The 18860-nt window shown below is 60.1% G+C and carries 14 protein-coding genes; 4 read left to right on the top strand and 10 right to left on the bottom strand.

Going from position 1 to position 18860, the window contains the following annotated elements:
• Nucleotides 1-265: 265 nt before the first annotated feature.
• The 3 genes from infB to HDF12_RS17095 form a co-directional block, all read right to left on the bottom strand.
• Entirely contained in the window at nucleotides 266-3433 is a 3168-nt protein-coding gene (gene infB / locus HDF12_RS17105; protein ID WP_179585290.1) for a translation initiation factor IF-2, read from the bottom strand.
• Between the two features lie 136 nt (nucleotides 3434-3569).
• A complete protein-coding gene (nusA, locus tag HDF12_RS17100) occupies nucleotides 3570-5165 on the bottom strand; it encodes a transcription termination factor NusA (protein WP_179585288.1) in 1596 nt (531 codons plus the stop codon).
• 89 nt (nucleotides 5166-5254) lie between these two features.
• Nucleotides 5255-5836, bottom strand: coding sequence for a ribosome maturation factor RimP (locus tag HDF12_RS17095; RefSeq protein ID WP_179585286.1), 582 nt, complete (start codon nucleotides 5834-5836; stop codon nucleotides 5255-5257).
• 365 nt (nucleotides 5837-6201) lie between these two features.
• Between HDF12_RS17095 and guaB the strand changes: the two genes are divergently transcribed.
• Nucleotides 6202-7728 carry an IMP dehydrogenase gene (gene guaB, locus HDF12_RS17090; protein WP_179585283.1) on the top strand — a complete coding sequence of 509 codons (1527 nt, stop codon included), beginning with the start codon at nucleotides 6202-6204 and terminating at the stop codon, nucleotides 7726-7728.
• A gap of 37 nt (nucleotides 7729-7765) precedes the next feature.
• Nucleotides 7766-8035, top strand: a complete 270-nt coding sequence (locus tag HDF12_RS17085; RefSeq protein WP_179585282.1) for a DUF2277 domain-containing protein — start codon at nucleotides 7766-7768, stop codon at nucleotides 8033-8035.
• A gap of 128 nt (nucleotides 8036-8163) precedes the next feature.
• Here HDF12_RS17085 and HDF12_RS17080 read toward each other — a convergent pair whose 3' ends face one another.
• From HDF12_RS17080 to HDF12_RS17055, 6 genes are all read right to left on the bottom strand, one after another.
• Nucleotides 8164-9153 carry a GNAT family N-acetyltransferase gene (locus HDF12_RS17080; RefSeq protein WP_179585280.1) on the bottom strand — a complete coding sequence of 330 codons (990 nt, stop codon included), beginning with the start codon at nucleotides 9151-9153 and terminating at the stop codon, nucleotides 8164-8166.
• A 180-nt stretch (nucleotides 9154-9333) separates the two neighbouring features.
• The gene (locus HDF12_RS17075) at nucleotides 9334-11145 is read right to left on the bottom strand and encodes an ArnT family glycosyltransferase (protein ID WP_179585278.1); all 1812 of its coding nucleotides are present in this window, start codon (nucleotides 11143-11145) and stop codon (nucleotides 9334-9336) included.
• 27 nt (nucleotides 11146-11172) lie between these two features.
• Nucleotides 11173-12171, bottom strand: a complete 999-nt coding sequence (locus HDF12_RS17070) for a DHH family phosphoesterase (RefSeq protein ID WP_179585276.1) — start codon at nucleotides 12169-12171, stop codon at nucleotides 11173-11175.
• Entirely contained in the window at nucleotides 12168-12578 is a 411-nt protein-coding gene (gene rbfA, locus HDF12_RS17065) for a 30S ribosome-binding factor RbfA (RefSeq protein ID WP_179585274.1), read from the bottom strand. The genes HDF12_RS17070 and rbfA overlap by 4 nt, the downstream gene beginning before the upstream one ends.
• 108 nt (nucleotides 12579-12686) lie before the next feature.
• Nucleotides 12687-12983 carry a DUF503 domain-containing protein gene (locus HDF12_RS17060; protein ID WP_179585272.1) on the bottom strand — a complete coding sequence of 99 codons (297 nt, stop codon included), beginning with the start codon at nucleotides 12981-12983 and terminating at the stop codon, nucleotides 12687-12689.
• A gap of 232 nt (nucleotides 12984-13215) precedes the next feature.
• Nucleotides 13216-13605, bottom strand: a complete 390-nt coding sequence (locus tag HDF12_RS17055) for a YidH family protein (RefSeq protein WP_179585270.1) — start codon at nucleotides 13603-13605, stop codon at nucleotides 13216-13218.
• Between the two features lie 575 nt (nucleotides 13606-14180).
• Between HDF12_RS17055 and HDF12_RS17050 the strand changes: the two genes are divergently transcribed.
• Nucleotides 14181-15425 carry a cytochrome c3 family protein gene (locus tag HDF12_RS17050; RefSeq protein ID WP_257025713.1) on the top strand — a complete coding sequence of 415 codons (1245 nt, stop codon included), beginning with the start codon at nucleotides 14181-14183 and terminating at the stop codon, nucleotides 15423-15425.
• 77 nt (nucleotides 15426-15502) lie between these two features.
• On the opposite strand, the gene HDF12_RS17045 is transcribed toward HDF12_RS17050, so the two are convergent.
• Nucleotides 15503-16051, bottom strand: a complete 549-nt coding sequence (locus HDF12_RS17045; protein WP_179585268.1) for a dihydrofolate reductase family protein — start codon at nucleotides 16049-16051, stop codon at nucleotides 15503-15505.
• Nucleotides 16052-16388: 337 nt separating this feature from the next.
• Here HDF12_RS17045 and HDF12_RS17040 point away from each other — a divergent pair, with 337 nt between their 5' ends.
• Entirely contained in the window at nucleotides 16389-18593 is a 2205-nt protein-coding gene (locus HDF12_RS17040) for a M3 family metallopeptidase (RefSeq protein ID WP_257025712.1), read from the top strand.
• The last annotated feature ends 267 nt before the right edge of the window (nucleotides 18594-18860 follow it).

Genomic DNA, 18860 nt, shown 5'->3' with positions numbered 1-18860 from the left:
GAAAGACGAAAAATAAAGTTAGAATTCGTGGCGTATTTTTGACTCGCAAAAAGACAGGTGTCAGAACACCACGTTTACCACGCAGTCCACCACATCTACACCAGCAAAACACCACGTTCTGCACCACGAATTCCGCAAAAACCCCTTATAAAACGCCAATTCACCACCGCAGAAAAAAATATCCGAACCCAGCCCGTTTTTCCCATCGCGCAAACAGCAAAGAGCCGGGATTTCTCCCGGCCCTTTGTGTTGTGAAGTGATCGATTTATGCGTTGACGGGGTTCTCGGCGTTGGCTGCAGCAGCGGCTGCGGCGGCCTCGCGTTCTTTTTCGGCTTTCTCTGCTTTTCTGGCTGCGGCAGAGTTCTGGCCAAGTTCGGCGGCGAGGGTTTCGGTGGTGAAGGACTCGATGACGTCGCCGACACGGATGTCCTTGTGTCCTGCGAGATCGATACCGCACTCGACGCCCTGACGGACTTCGGAGACGTCGTCCTTGAAGCGCTTGAGCGAGGCGATCTTGCCCTTCCAGACCTCGGCGCCTTCGCGGAGCAGACGTACCTGCTGGTCGCGTTTGATGAGGCCATCGGTGACGCGGCAGCCGGCGATCTGGCCGACCTTGGTGATCTTGAAGACGTTGAGGACCTCGGCGCGGCCGGCGTAGTTCTCCTTGAAGACTGGTTCGAGGAGGCCGTACATCGCTTTGGTGATCTCGTCCTGCAGCTCGTAGATGATGGAGTGCAGACGAATCTCGACGTTTTCGCGCTCGGCAACTTCGGCGGCCTTGCGGTCGGGACGGACGTTGAAGCCGATGACGACGGCGTTGGAGGCGGAGGCGAGGAGGACGTCGGACTCGGTGATGGCGCCGACGCCGGAGTGGAGGACGCGAACGCGAACCTTCTCGGTGGACATGCGCTGGAGCGAGTCGGCGAGGACCTCGACGGAGCCTTGTACGTCGCCCTTGAGGATCAGGTTGAGATCCTTCATGCCAGCCTGCTTGATCTGCTCGGCGAGGCCTTCGAGCGAGACGCGGGAGCTCTTGGCGAGTTGAGCCTCGCGCTCCTTCATCTTGCGGTACTGAGCGATGCCCTTGGCCTTGTCGCGGTCTGCCATGACGAGGAAGGTGTCGCCTGCGTCGGGCATGCCTTCGAGGCCGAGGATCTCGACCGGGGTGGAGGGGCCGGCTTCGGTGATGGGACGGCCGCGGTCGTCGAACATGGCGCGGATCTTGCCGAAGGTGTTGCCGACGATGTAGCTGTCTCCGGTACGGAGGGTTCCGTTCTGCACGAGGATGCTGGCAACGGCGCCGCGGCCACGGTCGAGCTTGGCTTCGATGACGGTTCCGACGGCGGGTCGGTCGGGTTGGGCCTTCTGTTCGTTGACGTCGGCGACGAGGCAGATCATCTCCTCGAGCTTGTCGAGGTTGAGATGCTTCTTCGCGGAGACTTCGACGAACTCGGTGTCGCCACCCATGTTGGAGGGTTGAAGGCCGCGCGCGGTGAGCTGCTGGATGACCTTCGAGGGGTTGGCCTCGGGCTTGTCGATCTTGTTGACCGCGACGATGATCGGCACATTGGCTGCGCGGGCGTGGTCGATGGCTTCGAGGGTCTGGGGCATGACACCGTCGTCGGCTGCAACGACGATAACGACGATGTCGGTGACCTTGGCTCCGCGGGCACGCATGCGGGTGAAGGCCTCGTGGCCGGGGGTGTCGAGGAATACGATCTCGCGACCGAAGGCGGGGGAGTCGGGTTTGGTGATTTTGACCTTGTAGGCGCCGATGTGCTGGGTGATGCCTCCGGCTTCGCCGCCTGCGACGTCGGTGGAGCGGATCGCGTCGAGGAGCGAGGTTTTACCGTGATCGACGTGGCCCATGACAGTGACCACGGGCGAGCGAACGACTTCGACCATGCCGGTGGTGTCTTCGAGGAAGCCTTCGATGGCCTCGTTTTCGAGCTGCTCTTCGACCGAGATGATGGTGGCGTCGGCGCCGAACTGGCGGGCAACGTCCTTGACCAGCTCGCCTTCGAGGGACTGGTTGACGGTGACGAAGACGCCCTTCATGAGGAGGGTCGCGATGAGATCCTTGCCGCGGACGTCGAGCTTCTCGGCGAGGTCCTTGACGCTGATGCCTTCAGTGACGGTGATGGTGCGGGTGATCGGCACCGGCTCACGGGAGATTTGGGCGCCGCCGAAGCGTGGTGGCGGCTGGAAGCCCTTCATCGGGCCTTCCTTGGTCTTCTCGTAACGCTGTCCGCCACGGCGTGAGGCTGGGCGTGCTGCGGGGCGCATCCCTGGCTTTTCGCCAGGGCCGGGCATTACACCGGGTGCTCCGCCTGGAGCGCCGCCTGGGCGGGCACCGAAGCCAGGGCGGGCAGGGAAGCCGGGACGAGCGCCGGGAGTGAAACCGGGACGGCCGGGTGCACCACCGGGGCCGGATGGGCCTCCGGGGAAGGTGCGTGTGGGGTGCATCGGACGGCGTGCGCCTGGGGCTGACGAGGACATCGGCCGGGAGCCGGGTGTACCGGGCGACTGCGGACGGGGGCGCTCGAATATGGGGCGGCCGCGCTGAGGTGTGCCGGGAGCCACTGGAGGTGCGGTATAGATGGGGCGCGGGCCGGTCTGCGGCATGATGACGCGACGAGCCGGCGGTCCGGGGGGCGTGGCCGGCGCTGCGGGTGCTGCTTCTGACTCTGCCTCTGCGGTGCCAGCTGACGCTTCTACGACCGGAACAGCTGATGGCGTTTCAACTGCCGGAGACGGCAGGACCGCGGCCTTTGGTGCCGGGGTCACTTCTTCGGCCGGGGTTGGTGGTACCGGCTTTGCGACCGGCGGAGGAGCAACGACGGTAGTGGTCGCAACGACCGGGCGGTCAGTGGCCGGTGGGCGGACTGCTGGAGGACGTGCGATGACGGGACCGACCGGCGGCTTGCTCGCGATGGCGGGGCCAGGCGCAGGCGCGACGATATTCGCGCCCTGCCGCGGCAGAGGCACGATTCGGCGAGGCACTACCGGTGCAGCCTGGGCTGGCGCTGCTGAGGAGGCCGGGGCCGGAGGCGCTGCGATGACGCGCGGCGGTGCAGCTGCGACGGTGGCAGATGCCGGAGGCGGCGGCGCGACGACGGCGGTTGGGCGCGGTGGTGGCGCGGCTTTGGCGGTCGCTTCGGCCTGTTTGCGCTCGAGGATTGCCTTTAGGGCGTCGCCTGGTTTGGAGACCTTTGAGAGGTCAAACTTCGGCTTGTTCTCGGCCTGTTGCTGGCGGCTCGCGCTGCTTCTTCCGCCGTTTTTGAAGTAATCCCGAACTCTTTCGGCCTGATCGGCTTCAATCGAGCTGGAGTGGGTCTTTCCAGACACGCCAATGGCTTCGAGCGCGTCCAGAATGGGCCTGCTCTTTACTTCCAGTTCTCGTGCCAGATCGTTAATTCGAACTTTGCTCATCCGTCCCTTTTCGCTTGCCCTGCGCGGTTAGCTGTTCATAGCAGCCTCATCGTTGCAGGAATCTCTATTGTAAGTGCTCTCACTGGATTTCGAGAGTTCTTGATCCAGGGAATGCTGTGGCGCGTGGTTGAAATGGCTAACCACGATCGTTTCCATCGTCGATACCTTCATCCGAGTTCTCCTGGGCTTCGTCAACCAAGGTGTCTACGGTGTCGTTATCCAACTCAATCTGTTCTTCGCGTGCATCGTTGTCCGAGAAGGCATCGGTGGCGGATTCCGCCTCTTCTGCGTTAGCGATGTCTTCGGACGAGAGGTTGTTGACCTCTTGTGCGGTGCCGACGCCCGCTTCTTCGGCGAGAATTGCCTCGGGTGTCTTTTCCATAGAGCCCTCCTCTGATTCTGTTGCTTCCGTTTCAGATGCAGCGGAGAGGGCCGGGGCGGGACGATCTTCGCCTTCTTCGTACTGGCCGAAGTAGTGACGAACGGCGACGGAGATCTTTTCGACGGTCTTTTCGCCGATGCCGGGAACCTCTTCAAGCTGTTCGGGGGTCATGTCGGCGAGGGCTTCGACGGTGGTGATGCCGGCGGCGATGAGCTTCTCCAAGATGGCTTCGCCGAGCTCGGAGACCTGCTCGATCGGCGTGGTCGGACCGCCGCTCATGGCCTGCATCTGGCTCTCGACCTCCTGACGCTTCTCCTCTTCGCTCTTGATGTCGATCTTCCATTGGAGGAGCTTGGCGGCGAGGCGGACGTTCTGGCCCTTCTTGCCGATGGCGAGCGAGAGCTGGGTGTCGTCGACGATGACTTCGATCTGCTTGTCGGCGAGGTCGGTGATGGAGACCCGGCTGACCTTGGCGGGCTGCAGGGCCTTCTCGGCGAAGGTGGTGATCTCTTCGGAGAACTCGATGATGTCGATCTTTTCGCCGCGCAGCTCGCGGATGATGGACTGGACGCGCATGCCCTTCATGCCGACGCAGGCGCCGACGGGGTCGACGTCTTTGTCGCGGCTCATGACGGCAATCTTGGTACGCTCGCCGGCTTCGCGTGCGATGGCGCGGATGGTGACGGTGCCGTCGTAGATCTCGGGAACCTCGGACTGGAAGAGGTTTTGGACGAGAGCTGGAGCGGCGCGAGAGACGATGACCTGGGGACCCTTGGCGGCGCGGTCGACGCGAAGGAGGACGACGCGGACGCGTTCTCCGACGGCGAACTGCTCGAGACGTGATTGCTCGCGCTTGGGCATGCGGGCTTCGGCTTTGCCGAGGTCGAAGATGACGTCCATCGGCTCGAGGCGCTTGACGGTGGCATTGAGGACCTCGCCGGCGCGGTGGTTGTACTCGTTGAAGACGGTGTCGCGCTCGGCTTCGCGAACCTTCTGGAAGATGACCTGCTTGGCCATCTGGGCGGCGATGCGGCCGAGTGGAGTGGTGTCCTTGTAGAAGCGCAGTTCGCCGCCGACCTCGACCTCTGGGGCCAGTTCGCGGGCCTGCTCGAGTGTCATCTGGTTGATGTCATCCTCGACCTGTTCGGGGGTCTCGACGACGGTCTTGAAGACATAGGCGCGAATCTCGCCGGTTTCGCGGTCCATCTCGGCGCGCATGTTCTCCTGGGTCTTGTAGTACTTGCGCGTGGCCAGCGCAATGGCGTCTTCCACGGCACCTACAACAACGGCCGGCTCGATTCCCTTGTCTCGGCTCAACGTCTCAATCGATTGATACAGAACACTTGCCATTGGTCACTCTTCCTTGCTCTTGCCCGATCTCTCGGGTTTGTTTCGTGCTTGTTGTGCTGATTTGAATCTGTCCTTTGTGCGAACAGTTTCTAAATCTCTGCGACTAAATTGGCCTTTTCGACGTTCGCCAAGGCGATGTCGACGGTGGATTCTGTCACAGCCTTCTTTGCCTTGCCCTTCTGTTTGACGGCAGAGAGGTCGATCGTCAGTACACCGTCTGCAAATTTAGTGAGACGGCCTTGCCACTGCCTGTTCTTGTTCACCGGCGTGAAGGTCTGGAGCTTGACCAGACTACCTTGAAACCGGGTGAAGTCTTCGGGCCGAAACAGCTTCCGTTCGAGGCCCGGTGAGGAGACCTCGAGGGTGTACTCTGCGCCCGGGATAAGGTCTTCTACGTCGAGCACGGTGCCAAAATCCTGTGCAAATACAGCGCAATCCTCGTGGGTGACGCCGGAGAGCCTTTCTACCGGCACTCCTTTTGGAAGATCTGCAACGGCCTCATTTGCGGCGAGTTCGGCAAGTTTGGCTCGTTCGGCTGCATTCTTTTCTACAAAGACGCGCAAGGTGCGGAATTTGACTCCGCCCTGAAACTCAAGATCGACGAGTTCCAGGTTGTGGGAGGCGGCGACACGCTCCGCGGTTGCTCGAATTTGGTCTAGCTGGACTGCCATAAGCGTTATTTCCGGTGCAATGGTCCCGTGTGCACAAACGTTTTTAGAGCAAATAAAAAGTGGGCTTTAGCCCACTCATCTCTTCCGTCAAATCACCGGTGCGGTCACGGCTCTTATTCTTACGACGGAACAAAATCGTCTGCAACTCAAATGATACATCTCCTTTTGCCGTAATTCAATGGGGCTCGCCGGTTCGAAGGAAGGGGGAGGAGTTCCGAGGGGCCGCGAAACTTTCGTGAAATTGTGCCATCCAATTTGCTATGGGTCGGATACGACTCTACAATCGATGAAATCCGGCGAAATACAGCCTTGCTGCCGCACGGCCTGTCGCTTTTAAACCATCACAACTGGATCTTATAAAAATTATGATTAGCTCCCCCGTACCCGAAGCCCTTACGTTTGATGATGTTCTTCTTGTGCCTGCTTACAGCGATGTTGTTCCGACCCAGGTGAGCACGCAGACGCAGCTGACACGAAATATCACTCTGAGCACGCCGCTGATGTCGGCTGCGATGGATACGGTGACGGAGGCGCGGCTAGCGATTGCGATGGCGCAGCAGGGTGGGCTGGGCGTGGTGCATCGCAATCTGACGATCGAACAGCAGGCGGGAGAGATCGATAAGGTAAAGCGGTCGGAGAGCGGGATGATTGTGGACCCGGTGACGATTACACCGGAGCAGACGATCGCCGATGCGCTGGAGGTGATGCGGCGGTACAAGATCTCCGGAGTGCCGGTGACGAAGAATAAGAAGCTGGTGGGAATTTTGACGAATCGCGACCTGCGGTTTGTCTCGCGGACGGATCTGACGATCGATTCGGTGATGACGAAGACCAATCTGATCACGGTTCCGGTCGGTACGACGCTGGAACAGGCAGAACAGATTCTGCATCAGCATCGCGTGGAGAAGCTGCTTGTTGTGAATGATGACTACGAGCTAAAGGGTTTGATTACAGTCAAGGATATTCAGAAGAAGTTGAAGTATCCGAATGCTTCGAAGGATTCGCAGGGGCGGCTGCGGGTGGCGGGAGCGATTGGAGCTACGGGAGATTTTCTGGAGCGGGCTGAGGCGCTGGTTGCAGCGCGGGTGGATGCGCTGGCGATCGATTCGGCGCATGGGCACTCGTCGCGGGTGCTGGAGGCTGTGCGCGAGGTGAAGAAACGGTTTCCGCAGATTGATTTGATGGCGGGGAATATTGCTACGTATGAGGGCGCGATTGCGCTTATGGATGCGGGGGCCGATGCGGTGAAGGTGGGGATCGGGCCGGGGTCGATCTGCACGACGCGCATGGTGACTGGTGCTGGGATGCCGCAGATTACGGCGATCTCAGAGGCTTATCGTGCGGGGCAGGAGCGGGGAATTCCGATTATTGCGGATGGCGGGATTAAATACTCGGGCGATGTGACCAAGGCGATTGCTGCCGGGGCGAGCGTGGTGATGATGGGGTCGCTGTTTGCTGGGGTCGATGAGAGTCCGGGGGAGACGATTCTTTATCAGGGGCGCTCATTCAAGGCCTATCGCGGGATGGGTTCGCTGTCGGCTATGGCGCAGGGATCGGGGGAGCGCTACTTCCAGGGCAAGAGCGATATGGAAGATGCTGCGAGCACGGAGAGGCCTTCGTTGACGGCGCGGGAGAACGGCGGCTCGAACCGGCTGGCGAAGTTTGTGCCGGAGGGAATTGAAGGGCGGGTGCCGCATCGTGGACCGCTTGAGGGCATGGTATATCAGCTGGTTGGCGGTCTGCGTTCGGGGATGGGGTATTTAGGATGCGGAACGATCGCGGAGTTGCAGGCGAATGCTCGGTTTATTCGGATTTCGAACGCCGGGCTGCGGGAGAGTCACGTTCATGACGTGATCATCACGCGTGAGGCTCCTAACTATCACGTGGAGTAGGATTCGGTCGTTAGTTCCTATGCGTTGAGGTGAAGCAATGTGCAGGAATATCAAAACACTGTTTAACTTCGATCCTCCCGTCACGGACGCAGAGATTCGAGATGCGTCGCTTCAGTTTGTCAGGAAGATTAGTGGTTTCACCAAGCCATCGAAGGCGAATGAAGTTGCGTTTGAGTCTGCGGTGGATGAGATATCGCTGATCTCTGGCCGCCTTTTGGCCTCACTCGAGACCAATGCGCCGCCTAAGGATCGAGACGAAGAGGCCGCCAAGAAGAAGGCTCGCGCGGCGGAACGGTTTGCTGTTTGATCTTGGTGAGGGTCCTGCCGGACGGGCCCACTGCGCGTGGCGCGGTCACTTCGTGACGTGTGTACCTTGTTTCGGTGGGATAGTCATCGCTTGTCCTCCCGCTGGTCGGGAATAAGACTCTGTGCGCTTCAGGATGTCTGATTCGTCTTGTCGAGAACCATGGCGTCGAAACGATGGCGTGTGAAGAAGCTGTGGTTCTCATAAAGCTTGACGGCCTGCTGGTTGGCTTCGGTGACTGTCAGAGTGATGGCTGCGAAGCCGGCGTGGGTTAGATGGTGGGTGCAATGGTCGAGGAGGGCTCGTCCAAGGCCTTGGCCTCGCCAGGTGGGTGCGATGCAGAGCTGGGTGATGTGGGCCACGTCGCTGGCTACGCGCGAACATAACAACATTCCGACGATGGCGCTGGTGTGGCGGTCGCGAAGCACCCAGGAGGCGTTGGGCTCAAAGACGCCGCAGCCGGGGAAGCGGACGATGTTGTGGAGGAAGCGAAGTGAGCCGTGGAGGGAGCAGTACTGATCGTTGATGCGGGCGTCGATGTGGCCCAGATAGCACTCGTGGATCAGTTCGGCGGCGGCCTGATAGTGATCGGTGGACCAGCGCAGCAGCTCTACATTCGCGGGAAGATTCAGTTCGGGTGAGTCGTGGGGGGCGTCTCCCGAGGCGCTGAGATCACACTCCATGAAGAGGCGGGGATACATAGTGAAGCCGGCCGCCAGGAAGGCCTCGTTGATAGAGCCGGCGTCGTATAGCAGGAGCTGGGACTCGATCCGTTGAATGCCGGGAGAGTTTTGCAGTAGCTGCAGCAGCTGGTGGAGCAGGGTCTGTGTAGTCTGAAGCATCTGCGCCGTGTCGTTGGCGATGGCGAAGGCGTCACCGACAACTGCCTTCTGGCCTTCGTAGACGCAGAAGGTGAAGCCGCAGATTCGTCCCCGGTCCAGCGCAACAAAGCCGGGCAGGATGCGGGAGTCGAGGTATTGAAGGAGAAGTTCGGTGGAGCTTTGATAGTTCCAGCGAAGGCGGTGCTCCCAGACGCGCGACTCGGTTTCGAGCAGGGGACGGAGCTGGCGCGCCGAAAAGTGGCGAAGGTCCAGTATCTCGAGTTGGGTCGCGACGGCCATACCTGTGGGAGGTCTTTCGTCGAGCTTATAGGAATTTTGGAGGGATGGGTGAGTGTTAGGTGGGGCACCCCAATGTCCTGCCGGACGGGCTCCCTGCGCGGGAGGCGGTCACTTCGTGACTTGTGTACCGGTCTTGCCTGCGCCAAGTGCTTTGGTCCTCCCTTTGGTCGGGACCAAGGTCTAGGGACGAGCGTAGACGCGGTAGACCTCGATGCCTTGCGATTCGTAGAGGAATAAGGGCTTGTAGACGCGTCCGGCTAGCCAGCGGTCGAGGTCGGCGGCGTCGCTGGCGCGGATGACTAGGATGTGTTCCTCGCTGGGGACGCCGTCGGTGCTGTAGTGGATCATAGGCTCGTTGCGGTAGAAGGCGAGGCCGTAGTCCATGTCGCGCTTGATATCGGTGGCGACCAGTTTTACGTCGGGCGCCTGTTGCTGGATCTCGCGGGCGAGCGGCCGGGCAGAGTAGTTCATGTCGAGCTCTTTGCCGTAGAAGCCGAGGAGAAAAACGAGGGTCGCGAGGACTGGAAGCAGGGTTACATTGCAGACCTGCGGGATGCCCCAGCGACGGATGGTGAGGAAGACGATGGCTCCAAATGCTAGTGCGGTGGCGCCGGCGATCAACAGCCATTGCGTGGAGGGTACGAGGGTCTCGTACTTCATGTGCTGGGGGGCGAGGGCGAGGACGAAGACGAGGAGACCACAGGTGGCGGCGTGAGCCCAGACAAGCCATTGGGGCAGACCTTGGCGGCGACTACGGTTGAGATAGTCGGCCGTGAGGATGGTCAATGGAGGAATAGAGGGAAGAATATAGCCGGGGAGTTTGGAGCCGGAGAACGAGAAGAAGACGATGGGGAAGAGTGCCCATAAGACCAGGAACTCGGGGAAGGCGTCGCCGGCGCGGGTGTGGCCGAGGTAACGCTGTGGATTGTGGCGGACCTTCCACTCGGCGATTGAGACTTCGATGGAGTCGACTAAGGCACGGATGGCCATGACAGTCCAGGGCATCAGGCCGATGAGGAGGACGGCGAGATAGTACCAGAAGGGCTGATGGTGCTGGTAGCGGTTGGTGGCGAAGCGCTCGAGATTGTGTTCGAGAAAGAAGAGGCGGTAGAAGGTCGGGTTGCGCTTTTGAACCGCGATGTACCAGGGCAACACCATGACGAGATAAAGGACAACACCGGGGATCCAGATGGTGCGGCGAAGAACCGACCACTCGCGCCGGAGGCCAACGAAGAGAAGGATGATGGATAGTGCAAGAAAAGGGGCTACAGGACCTTTCGCCAGCGTCGCGGCTGCTCCGAAGAAGTAGAGATCGAAGAGCCAGAATTTTTTGCCTGTTTCGTACCAGGCGTACCAGCCGAGCATTCCGATGCAGAAAGGGGCCGCGAGCTGCATGTCGGTGGAGGCGCCGCGGGCGAAGCTGACGATGGCGACGCAGGAGGCGGTGATGAGTGCGGCGTCGAGGTGGCCTCCGGGCCGGAAGCGCCTCATGTGGAGGAAGACGAGGACGACGAGCGCCAGAGTCGCAGAAGAGGACGGGAGGCGGGCGGTCCAGTCGGAGACTCCGAACTCCTTGAAGAAGCTCATGGCGCGCCAGTAGTAAAGGGCAGGCTTTTCCAGCCAGGGCTTGCCGTAGAGGATGGGGGTGACGGTGCCGCCTGCGATGCAGTGAAAGGAGTTGCGAATGTCTTCCGGGCGGAGGCTGCGCGGGACCATCTTAGCGTCGACATCGTGGCAGGCCATGGAGTGCGCGGTGAGCATCTCGCGGGCGATCTGGGCGTATCGTGGTTCGTCTGCGCCTACCAGTCCAAGCTGGTCGCCGCCGAAGACCGGGACAAGACCGTAGAGCAAAAGGAAAACAGTGACGACGAAGAGAATTACAAACTCGCGGATCGTGGTGATAGATGGCAGCTTCAGATAGTGCTGCAGCCGCTTCATGGTTGCGCTGCCATTCCTTGCGCCGGAGACGGCGGGATGTTGGATATCGTTCATTTTCCTAAGAGAAGCGAGACAAGGCTATCAGAGTCCTGTCCGCAGCTGGGTGAGGATTCGCTCGAGGGCCACCGGGAGGGGGCCCTCGAGGGTGCATCCGCTGGCGTTGCGATGGCCGCCGCCGCCGAAGCGTTCGGCGATCCGGGCGACGTCAGTCTCGCCTTTGCTTCGTATGCTGAGGCGAAACTGGTCGGCGTTGGCGACCTCGCGAAGGAAGACGGCAGATTCGACACCGGCGATGCTGATGAGGTAGTTGACGACCCCCTCACAGTCCTCGGCGTTGGCACCGATGCGGTCCATATCTTCGCTGGTAACCCAGGTCCAGGCTAGATCGTCGTCGCACTGGAGGTTGGAGAGGGCGATGCCTAGCAGGCGGATCTTGCTGGCCGGATTGGAGAGGTAAATGTCGCGGGCTATCCGGCTGGGATTGGCGCCACAGGCTGCGAGATGGTGAACCATCGCGAAGGTGTCGGCGGTGGTGCTGGAGTAGGTGAAGGTGCCGGTGTCGGAGAGAATGCCGGCGTAGAGGCAGGTGGCCATGGAGGGCGTGATCTCGACGTTTGCGGCGCTGGCGATGTGGTAGACCATGGCGGCGACGGCGCAGGCGTGTTCGTCGATCCAGTTGACCGAGGCGAAGTGACGGCCGCTGGCATGGTGGTCGATGTTGATAAGGGTGCGGCCCTCCAGGCCGAGGAGGCCGGTGCGGACGATGCCGTCGCACTCGAGGAGTATGGCGGGGGTGGTGCCCGTGGGGTCAACGTCGTTCGCAGACGGGACGTGGTGGATCCGACTGATGTTTGGAAGGGTGTTGTAGGAGGAAGGGATGGGGTCGGCGAAGACGATGTCGGCCTGGCAGCCGAGTTGGTCGAGTACTTCGGCGAGGGCGAGGACCGAGCCGATGGCGTCCCCGTCGGGGCGAGTGTGCGAGGCCAGGAGGAAGCGGGGATAGGACCGAAAGGCCGCCAGTAGATCGTCAATCTGCGCTGCGTGAGGCTTCGCCTCGAGGAGCTGGGCTTGGGGAGTCATGGTTTGGCGGGGGCCCCTGGGGTCGGTTCGGCTGGGGTGCGCCTCTGCTCGCGCTTTCGGGTGCGGGCAAGAAGCTCGTCCATGCGTCCGGTCATCTTCTCGGAGCGGTCGATGGCGAAGGTGAGCTCGGGCACATGGCGAACGCCCATGCGATCGCGGAGCTGGGAGCGAATGTAGGCGCGGGCTGTGGTGAGGCCTTCCAGGGTGGAGGCCTCTTCCTCCTCGTTGCCGTGGACGGCTACGAAGATGCGGGCGGATTTGCCGCCGGGAGCGAGGACGACCTCTGTGACGTAGCTGGGTGCGATGCGGGGATCGGAGAGCTCGCCTTCCAGCATGGCTCCAATCTCCTCGGAGAAGGTGTTGGCGACTCGGTTACGGTGGTAGGTTCTGGCGCGCTGCTCGGGCATAAGATTTTGACTAGGTAGAACGGTTGAGGATATCAAAGTTGGGGCTTTCTACCTAGCGCATGGCGGCGATTCTGGCGGATTTCTTGTGGATTGCGGCGACTTTCCGGGTCATTCCGGCAGGATTTCGGCGTAGGAGTCGGTGATTTCGGCGCTTAGATTGGCGGCGATGCGGTGGACGGCGTGGTCGATCTGGTGGAGCTGGCCGGTGAGGTAGCTGGTGGAGGAGGAGATGGCGGCGATACCTAAGGTGGCGCGGTTCCAGACCATGCCGTCGTCGAGCTCGGCTATGGCTAAGTTGAAGCTGTGGCGGAGTTTATCTTTCATGGAGCGGAGGACCTGGCGGCGGTCTTTGAGGGACTGGGCGTGGGGGATTTCTAGTTCGATGGTGAGTTTGGCTATGGGCATGATGTTTTTACCCTCCCCCTCCCCCCTCTCAGGGTATTTTGGACGTAAGTCTTTTACTTCGTTGTATTTGGAGGAGGTGTGTGGCTGTAAAATATTCCATCTAAAGGGCTTGCTTGCAAAATATTGAAAGCAGGAGACTTGCGCGATGCTCTTTGGATTGGGAAAGTTCCTGGCTTGAGTGGTCGCCTTCTGTGTGGTTGTTTTGTCAAGTCCCCCTGATTTTTTTTGGTGTCTAACGGACGAGAACCAAGTAGATGGCCATGGCTATTCCCACGGCAGCCAGGATAAGGCCGAGAAGGACGGCGTCGCGAGAGACGCGGCCGGGACGCCAGGTGCCGGAGCTTAGTTCGTGGACCAGCTGGAAGTGGCGGTAGACGGAGCTGAGGTTGACGATGACACCGAGGGCCACTAGGAAGACTCCTGACCAGAGAGATAATCCCGTGGTGCGGGGAGGCAGGTGGGACTGGGCGGCGGTGATCTGACGGAGGAAGAGGCCGAAGCGGCTGACGGCGAAGCCGATTCCCATGAGGCCGAGGCCGGTCCGGATCCACGCGAGGAAGGTCCGCTCGGCTGCGAAGTAGACGCGGGGGTCCTGCTCGGCGGGCTGGGGCGAAGGGGCCATGGTGGGATTGTAAGGCAGCGGGGGTGGTTCGAGGCGTGGGGGAACGGTGTGGTGGTTGTGGTGTTTCGTTGGTGTTTTAGTGGCAGATTGTGGTGATTTGGGGTGGTGCTGCTGGGGGGAGGCTCTCTGATGCGCTAACAATTCCTTTTTCAGTATGCGGATCTGACGGCTCATTAGAACAGGCCGGAGAGGAGGGCATACCCCAAGGGCTAAAGCCCCCTTTTCTTTTTGTCTTGAGAGGCCCAAGGCTGAAGCCTTGGGGTACCTAGAGGCAAAGGCAAGGTGCAAATGCAAATGCAAATGCAAATGCAAATACGGAGGTCTCTCCACTGCGCTGTTCACGTGAGGCTGTGAACAGCTTCGGTCGAGATGACGGGGCTTTGCGTTTGGAGGGAGGATGAGCAAGCGGCGATCGAAGGCTCGGCTGGGAGCGGAGGGTTAGCGCCTGGATGGGCTGACAACGCTCTGGATGGGCTGACGACGCTCTGGATGGGCTGACGACGCTCTGGACTCGCTTAACAACGCTCCGGACGCGCTGACAATTTTGTGACGGCGTTCGCTTATAGTCGGAGACCATGATGGGGCAGGGGGATGGATGGGGGGAGAGGATGATGGCCGGCGGGTGGCGGTTTTTTTTCGTGCTTGTGTTTACGGGTTTGCTTGCAGGCTGGGCGAGGGCGGCTACGGTGAAGGCGGAGTTTGTGGGCTCGGAGAGTTGCAAGACGTGTCATGCTGCGGCGTACAGGGGGTGGAAGCAGACGCGGATGGCGAATGTGGTGCGTGATCCAAAGGCGCATCCCGAGGCGGTGCTGGCGGACTTTACGCATCCGAATCCGCTGGTGACGTTTGGGCTTGATGATGTTGCGTTTGTGTATGGGAGCCGGTGGAAGCAGAGGTTTTTTACCAAGCGTGGGGACGACTACTATCCGGAGCCGGCGCAGTGGGATGTGAAGAAGGGGAGATGGCTGCCGTATCACGCGGAGACGGGGACTGACTGGTGGCTTCCGTTCTACGGGCCGAGTAACTTCGATCGTCCTACGGGGCCGACGTGCGATGGGTGCCACTCGGTGAACTACAACGTGGAGACGAAGCAGGTGACGGAGTGGAATGTGGGCTGCGAGAAGTGCCATGGGCCGGGGAGTCTGCATGTAGCGCATCCGACGAAACAGAACATTGTGAACCCGGGAACGCTTGATTATGTGCGGGGGAACGATACCTGTATTCAGTGCCACAGCCAGGGACGGCCGATGGGGAATCCGATCGAAGGGAAGTACTTCGACTGGCCAGTGGGTTTTGTGCCGGGGGAGCGGCTAGCGGAGTTCTGGACGCTGGAAGAGTTGAAGCCGGGAGTGACGAACTTTTTTCAGTATGCGGACCTGACGGCGCACAAGAACAGGATGCAGGGGAATGATTTTGTGCAGAGCAATATGTATCACCGGCAGATCAGATGCTTTGACTGCCATCAGGTTCACAGTAATGAGAACGAATCGGACCTGATTGCGAGGGGGAATGCGGTTTGTCTGACGTGCCACACGAAGGACAATCCTGCGGGGCTGAAGGGGACGGTCAGTGAGCATACGCATCATGCGGCGGGGAGCAAGGGGAGTGAGTGTGTGGCGTGCCATATGCCGAAGATCGAGCAGACGATCAAGGACAACTTTGTGAGTGCGCATACGTTCCGGTTTATTACGCCGAAGGAGACGGAGTTGTCGGGGATTCCTAATCCTTGTACTTCGTGCCATAGGGATAAGTCGACGGCGTGGGCTACGAAGGAGTTGAGGGGGTGGAAGACTACTTCGCCCTGGCGAGTGGGGAATTAGTTGCTTGTCGCAGAGACAGTGTTACTGCGGATGCGGCGGTCGGATTATTTCCACTGGATCGCTAACAAGCCTAATGGCTATCTTTTGGGCTCATACCGCATCGCCACCGCCCCCGAGCCGAACTCCTGCCGGCTCACGAGCCTCAAGTCGACATGCTTCGATAGCCCGGAGAACAACGTCGGCCCGTGGCCCGCCAGCCTGGGCTGCACCACGAACTCGTACTCATCGATCAATCCCAACTCCGCCAAGGCCAGCGGGAGCTTTACGCCTCCCACGAACAGTCCCTTACCCGGCTCTCGCTTGAGCTGCTGAACGGCCTTCTCCAGATCTCCGCGCACGAGCTCCGCGTTCCAATCGACCCGGTCCAAGGTGCTCGACACGACGTACTTCTTTGCCGCGTCGATCGTCCGGGCGAAGGGTTCCATCCAATCAGGCCTCGTCCCGGCCCGCGCCGGCTGCCGCCACGCTGCCTCCATCATCTCGTAAGTCACCCGGCCAAAGAGGAGGGCATCGGCCTGGTTGAGGTTCTCGACCGCGTGGCGATGCAAGTCTTCATCCGGGATAATTGCTCGATGATCGCAGCACCCGTCCAATGTGACGTTGATGGAATACCGGAGGGGTTGCATTCCGCAAGAGTACCGCCGATGGGATAGACCAGCAAGGCTAGCCCGCTTCAGGGCTAGGAGCCACTCACCTGATGCATGACGATGACAATTTGAGCGATGTTAGCGGCATGTCGCAGAGACAATGTTGCTGCGGAATGACAGTAAAAGGGCATGCAAGTGCAAGTGCAAGCGGAGCCGCAACGCAACCGAGTGCAGGTGCAGCTTCAACCGCAGCTTCCTCCGCTTCGCGTCGGAATGACAACAAAAGGGCATGTAACCGCAACCGCAAGTGCAAGTACAACAGGAAACCCGCGGCCCTTCGGAAAATCTTCTACAATTTGGGATTGGGAGATGCCCATTGCGACAGACATGGTTGTCAGGGATTGCGCCGGTTTTCTTGCGGCGTGCGAGTTTAGTGGTGGTGTTGGGAGCGTTTGCGGGGGTGATTGTGAGTAGTTCGCAGGGTGCGGTAGTGAACGACAAGCAGGTGGCGTTTGGGCCGGGGAATCCTTTTTATGCGAAGAGTACGCTGCCGTTTGAGGCTCCGCCCTTCGACAAGATCAAGGATGGCGACTATGAGCCGGCCATTGAGGCTGGGATGGCGGAGGAGTTGAAGGAGATCGGCGCGATTGCAGATAACTCCGCTGCGCCTACGTTTGAGAATACGGTTGTGGCGATGGAGAAGACAGGCTCGCTGTTTCAGCGGGCGATGGCGGCGTTCAGCGGAGTGACGGGAGCGAACACGAATCCTGAGTTGGAGAGGGTACAGAAGGAGCTGGCTCCGAAGCTGGCGGCGCACAGGGACGCGATTTATCTGAACACGAAGTTGTTTCATCGTGTGGCTGCGGTGTATGAGCAGAGGGAGTCGCTGAAGCTGAGCCCGGAGGGGCTGCGGCTGGTGCAGGTGAGGTATAGAGACTTTGTTCATGCGGGAGCGAACCTGTCGGATGCGGATAAGGACAAGCTGAGGAAGCTGAATGAAGAGGAGTCGACGCTGTCGAACGGCTTCCGAAGCAAGGTGCTGGCGGCGACCAAAGATGCGGCTTATGCGACGACGGATCAAGCTGCGCTGGCGGGGTTGACGGCGGCGGATTTGAGCGGGGCGGAGGCGGCGGCGAAGGAGCGGAAGAAGGAGGGGTATGTGTTGCCGTTGCAGAATACGACGCAGCAGCCCTATCTCTCGTCGTTGAGTGTGAGGGCGACGCGGCAGGCGGTGTTTGATGCTTCGTGGACGCGGACCGAGCGTGGAGATGCGAACGATACACGATCGACGATTGCGCGCCTTGCGCAGCTGAGGGCAGAGAAGGGCAAACTGCTGGGGCATGACAGCTATGCCGGATGGAAGCTTGAAGACCAGATGGCGAAGACGCCGGAGAACGCATTGAAGTTTATGGATGCGCTGGTGGCTCCGTCGACGGCGAATGCGGCCGATGAGGCGAAGGATATTCAGGGGGTGATCGACTCTCAAAACAACGATACGCAGAAGGGTGGGTTTTCGGTTGAGGCGTGGGATTGGGAGTTTTACTCGGAGCAGGTGAGGAAGGCGAAGTACGACATCGATGAGGCGCAGGTGCGGCCTTACTTCGAGTTGAATAACGTGCTTGAGAATGGTGTGTTTTATGCGGCGGGACAGCTGTATGGGTTGAGTTTCAAGGAGCGGAAGGATATTCCGGTGTGGAATCCGGATGTGCGCGTGTTTGAGGTGTTCGACGGGGATAGCAAGCCGCTGGCGCTGTTTTACTGCGACTACTACAAGCGGGATAACAAGAACGGCGGCGCGTGGATGTCGAACTTCGTCGATCAGTCGAAGCTGATGGGCACGCTGCCGGTGGTGTACAACGTTGCGAATCTGCCGAAGCCTGCGGCGGGGGAGCCGGCGCTGGTCAGCTTCAGCGATGTGGTGACGATGTTCCATGAGTTTGGGCACGCGCTGCATGGGATGCTGGCGGATAGTGAGTATCCGAGCCTGTCGGGGACGTCGGTGGCGCGGGACTTTGTGGAGTTTCCGTCGCAGTTCAATGAGCATTGGGCGACGTATCCGGCGGTGTTCGCGCACTATGCGAAGCACTATAAGACGGGCGCGGCGATGCCTGAGGATCTGGCAACGAAGATCAAGAAGGCGGCGGACTTCAACCAGGGGTATCTGCTGACGGAGTTGCTGGCGGCGGCGGAGCTGGATATGCAGTGGCACTCGCTGCCGGTGGGTGATGGGTTGCAGGAGCCGGATGCGTTCGAGAAAGCTGCGCTGGCGAAGAAGGGTTTTGCGCTGAGCTATGTGCCGCCGCGGTACAGGTCGAGCTACTTCTCGCACATCTGGGGCGGGGGATATGCGGCGGGGTACTACGCGTATCTTTGGAGCGAGATGCTGGATGATGATGCGTTCCAGTGGTTTCAGGATCATGGCGGATTGACGCGGGCGAATGGAGACCGGTTCCGGAAGATGGTGCTGTCGCGTGGGAACACGGAGGATCTGGCGAAGATGTATGAGGCGTGGCTGGGGAGTGCGCCGAAGGTGGAGCCGATGCTGAAGTATCGCGGGCTGGAGAAGGGTGCGACGAAGTAGGTTGGAGCTGAGATGAACGAGGTGTGAGTGAGCCGCTTGCGATGATGTCGCAGGCGGCTTCTTTCTTTGTGGCGGGATGTTTCGGCGTAAGTGCGAGATGTTTTACGGCTTGAGGGACTCAGATCGCGCGGGATGGGTGGAAGGCGCGACGAGATTTTTCTTCGCAATTTTGACAACTTCAGATATGCTGATTTTCATTCCAAGTTCACATAGCAAACTGAATTTCACCTGTCGCGAAGTTTAAGTTCACAGTTGCCTGGGCGTCGT

The sequence above is a fragment of the Tunturiibacter gelidiferens genome (assembly GCF_013410115.1).
In the GTDB taxonomy this organism is placed as follows: Bacteria; Acidobacteriota; Terriglobia; order Terriglobales; family Acidobacteriaceae; genus Edaphobacter; species Edaphobacter gelidiferens.
The sequence above is the reverse complement of the archived record's forward strand: the minus strand, read 5'-3'. Positions and strand labels throughout refer to the sequence as shown.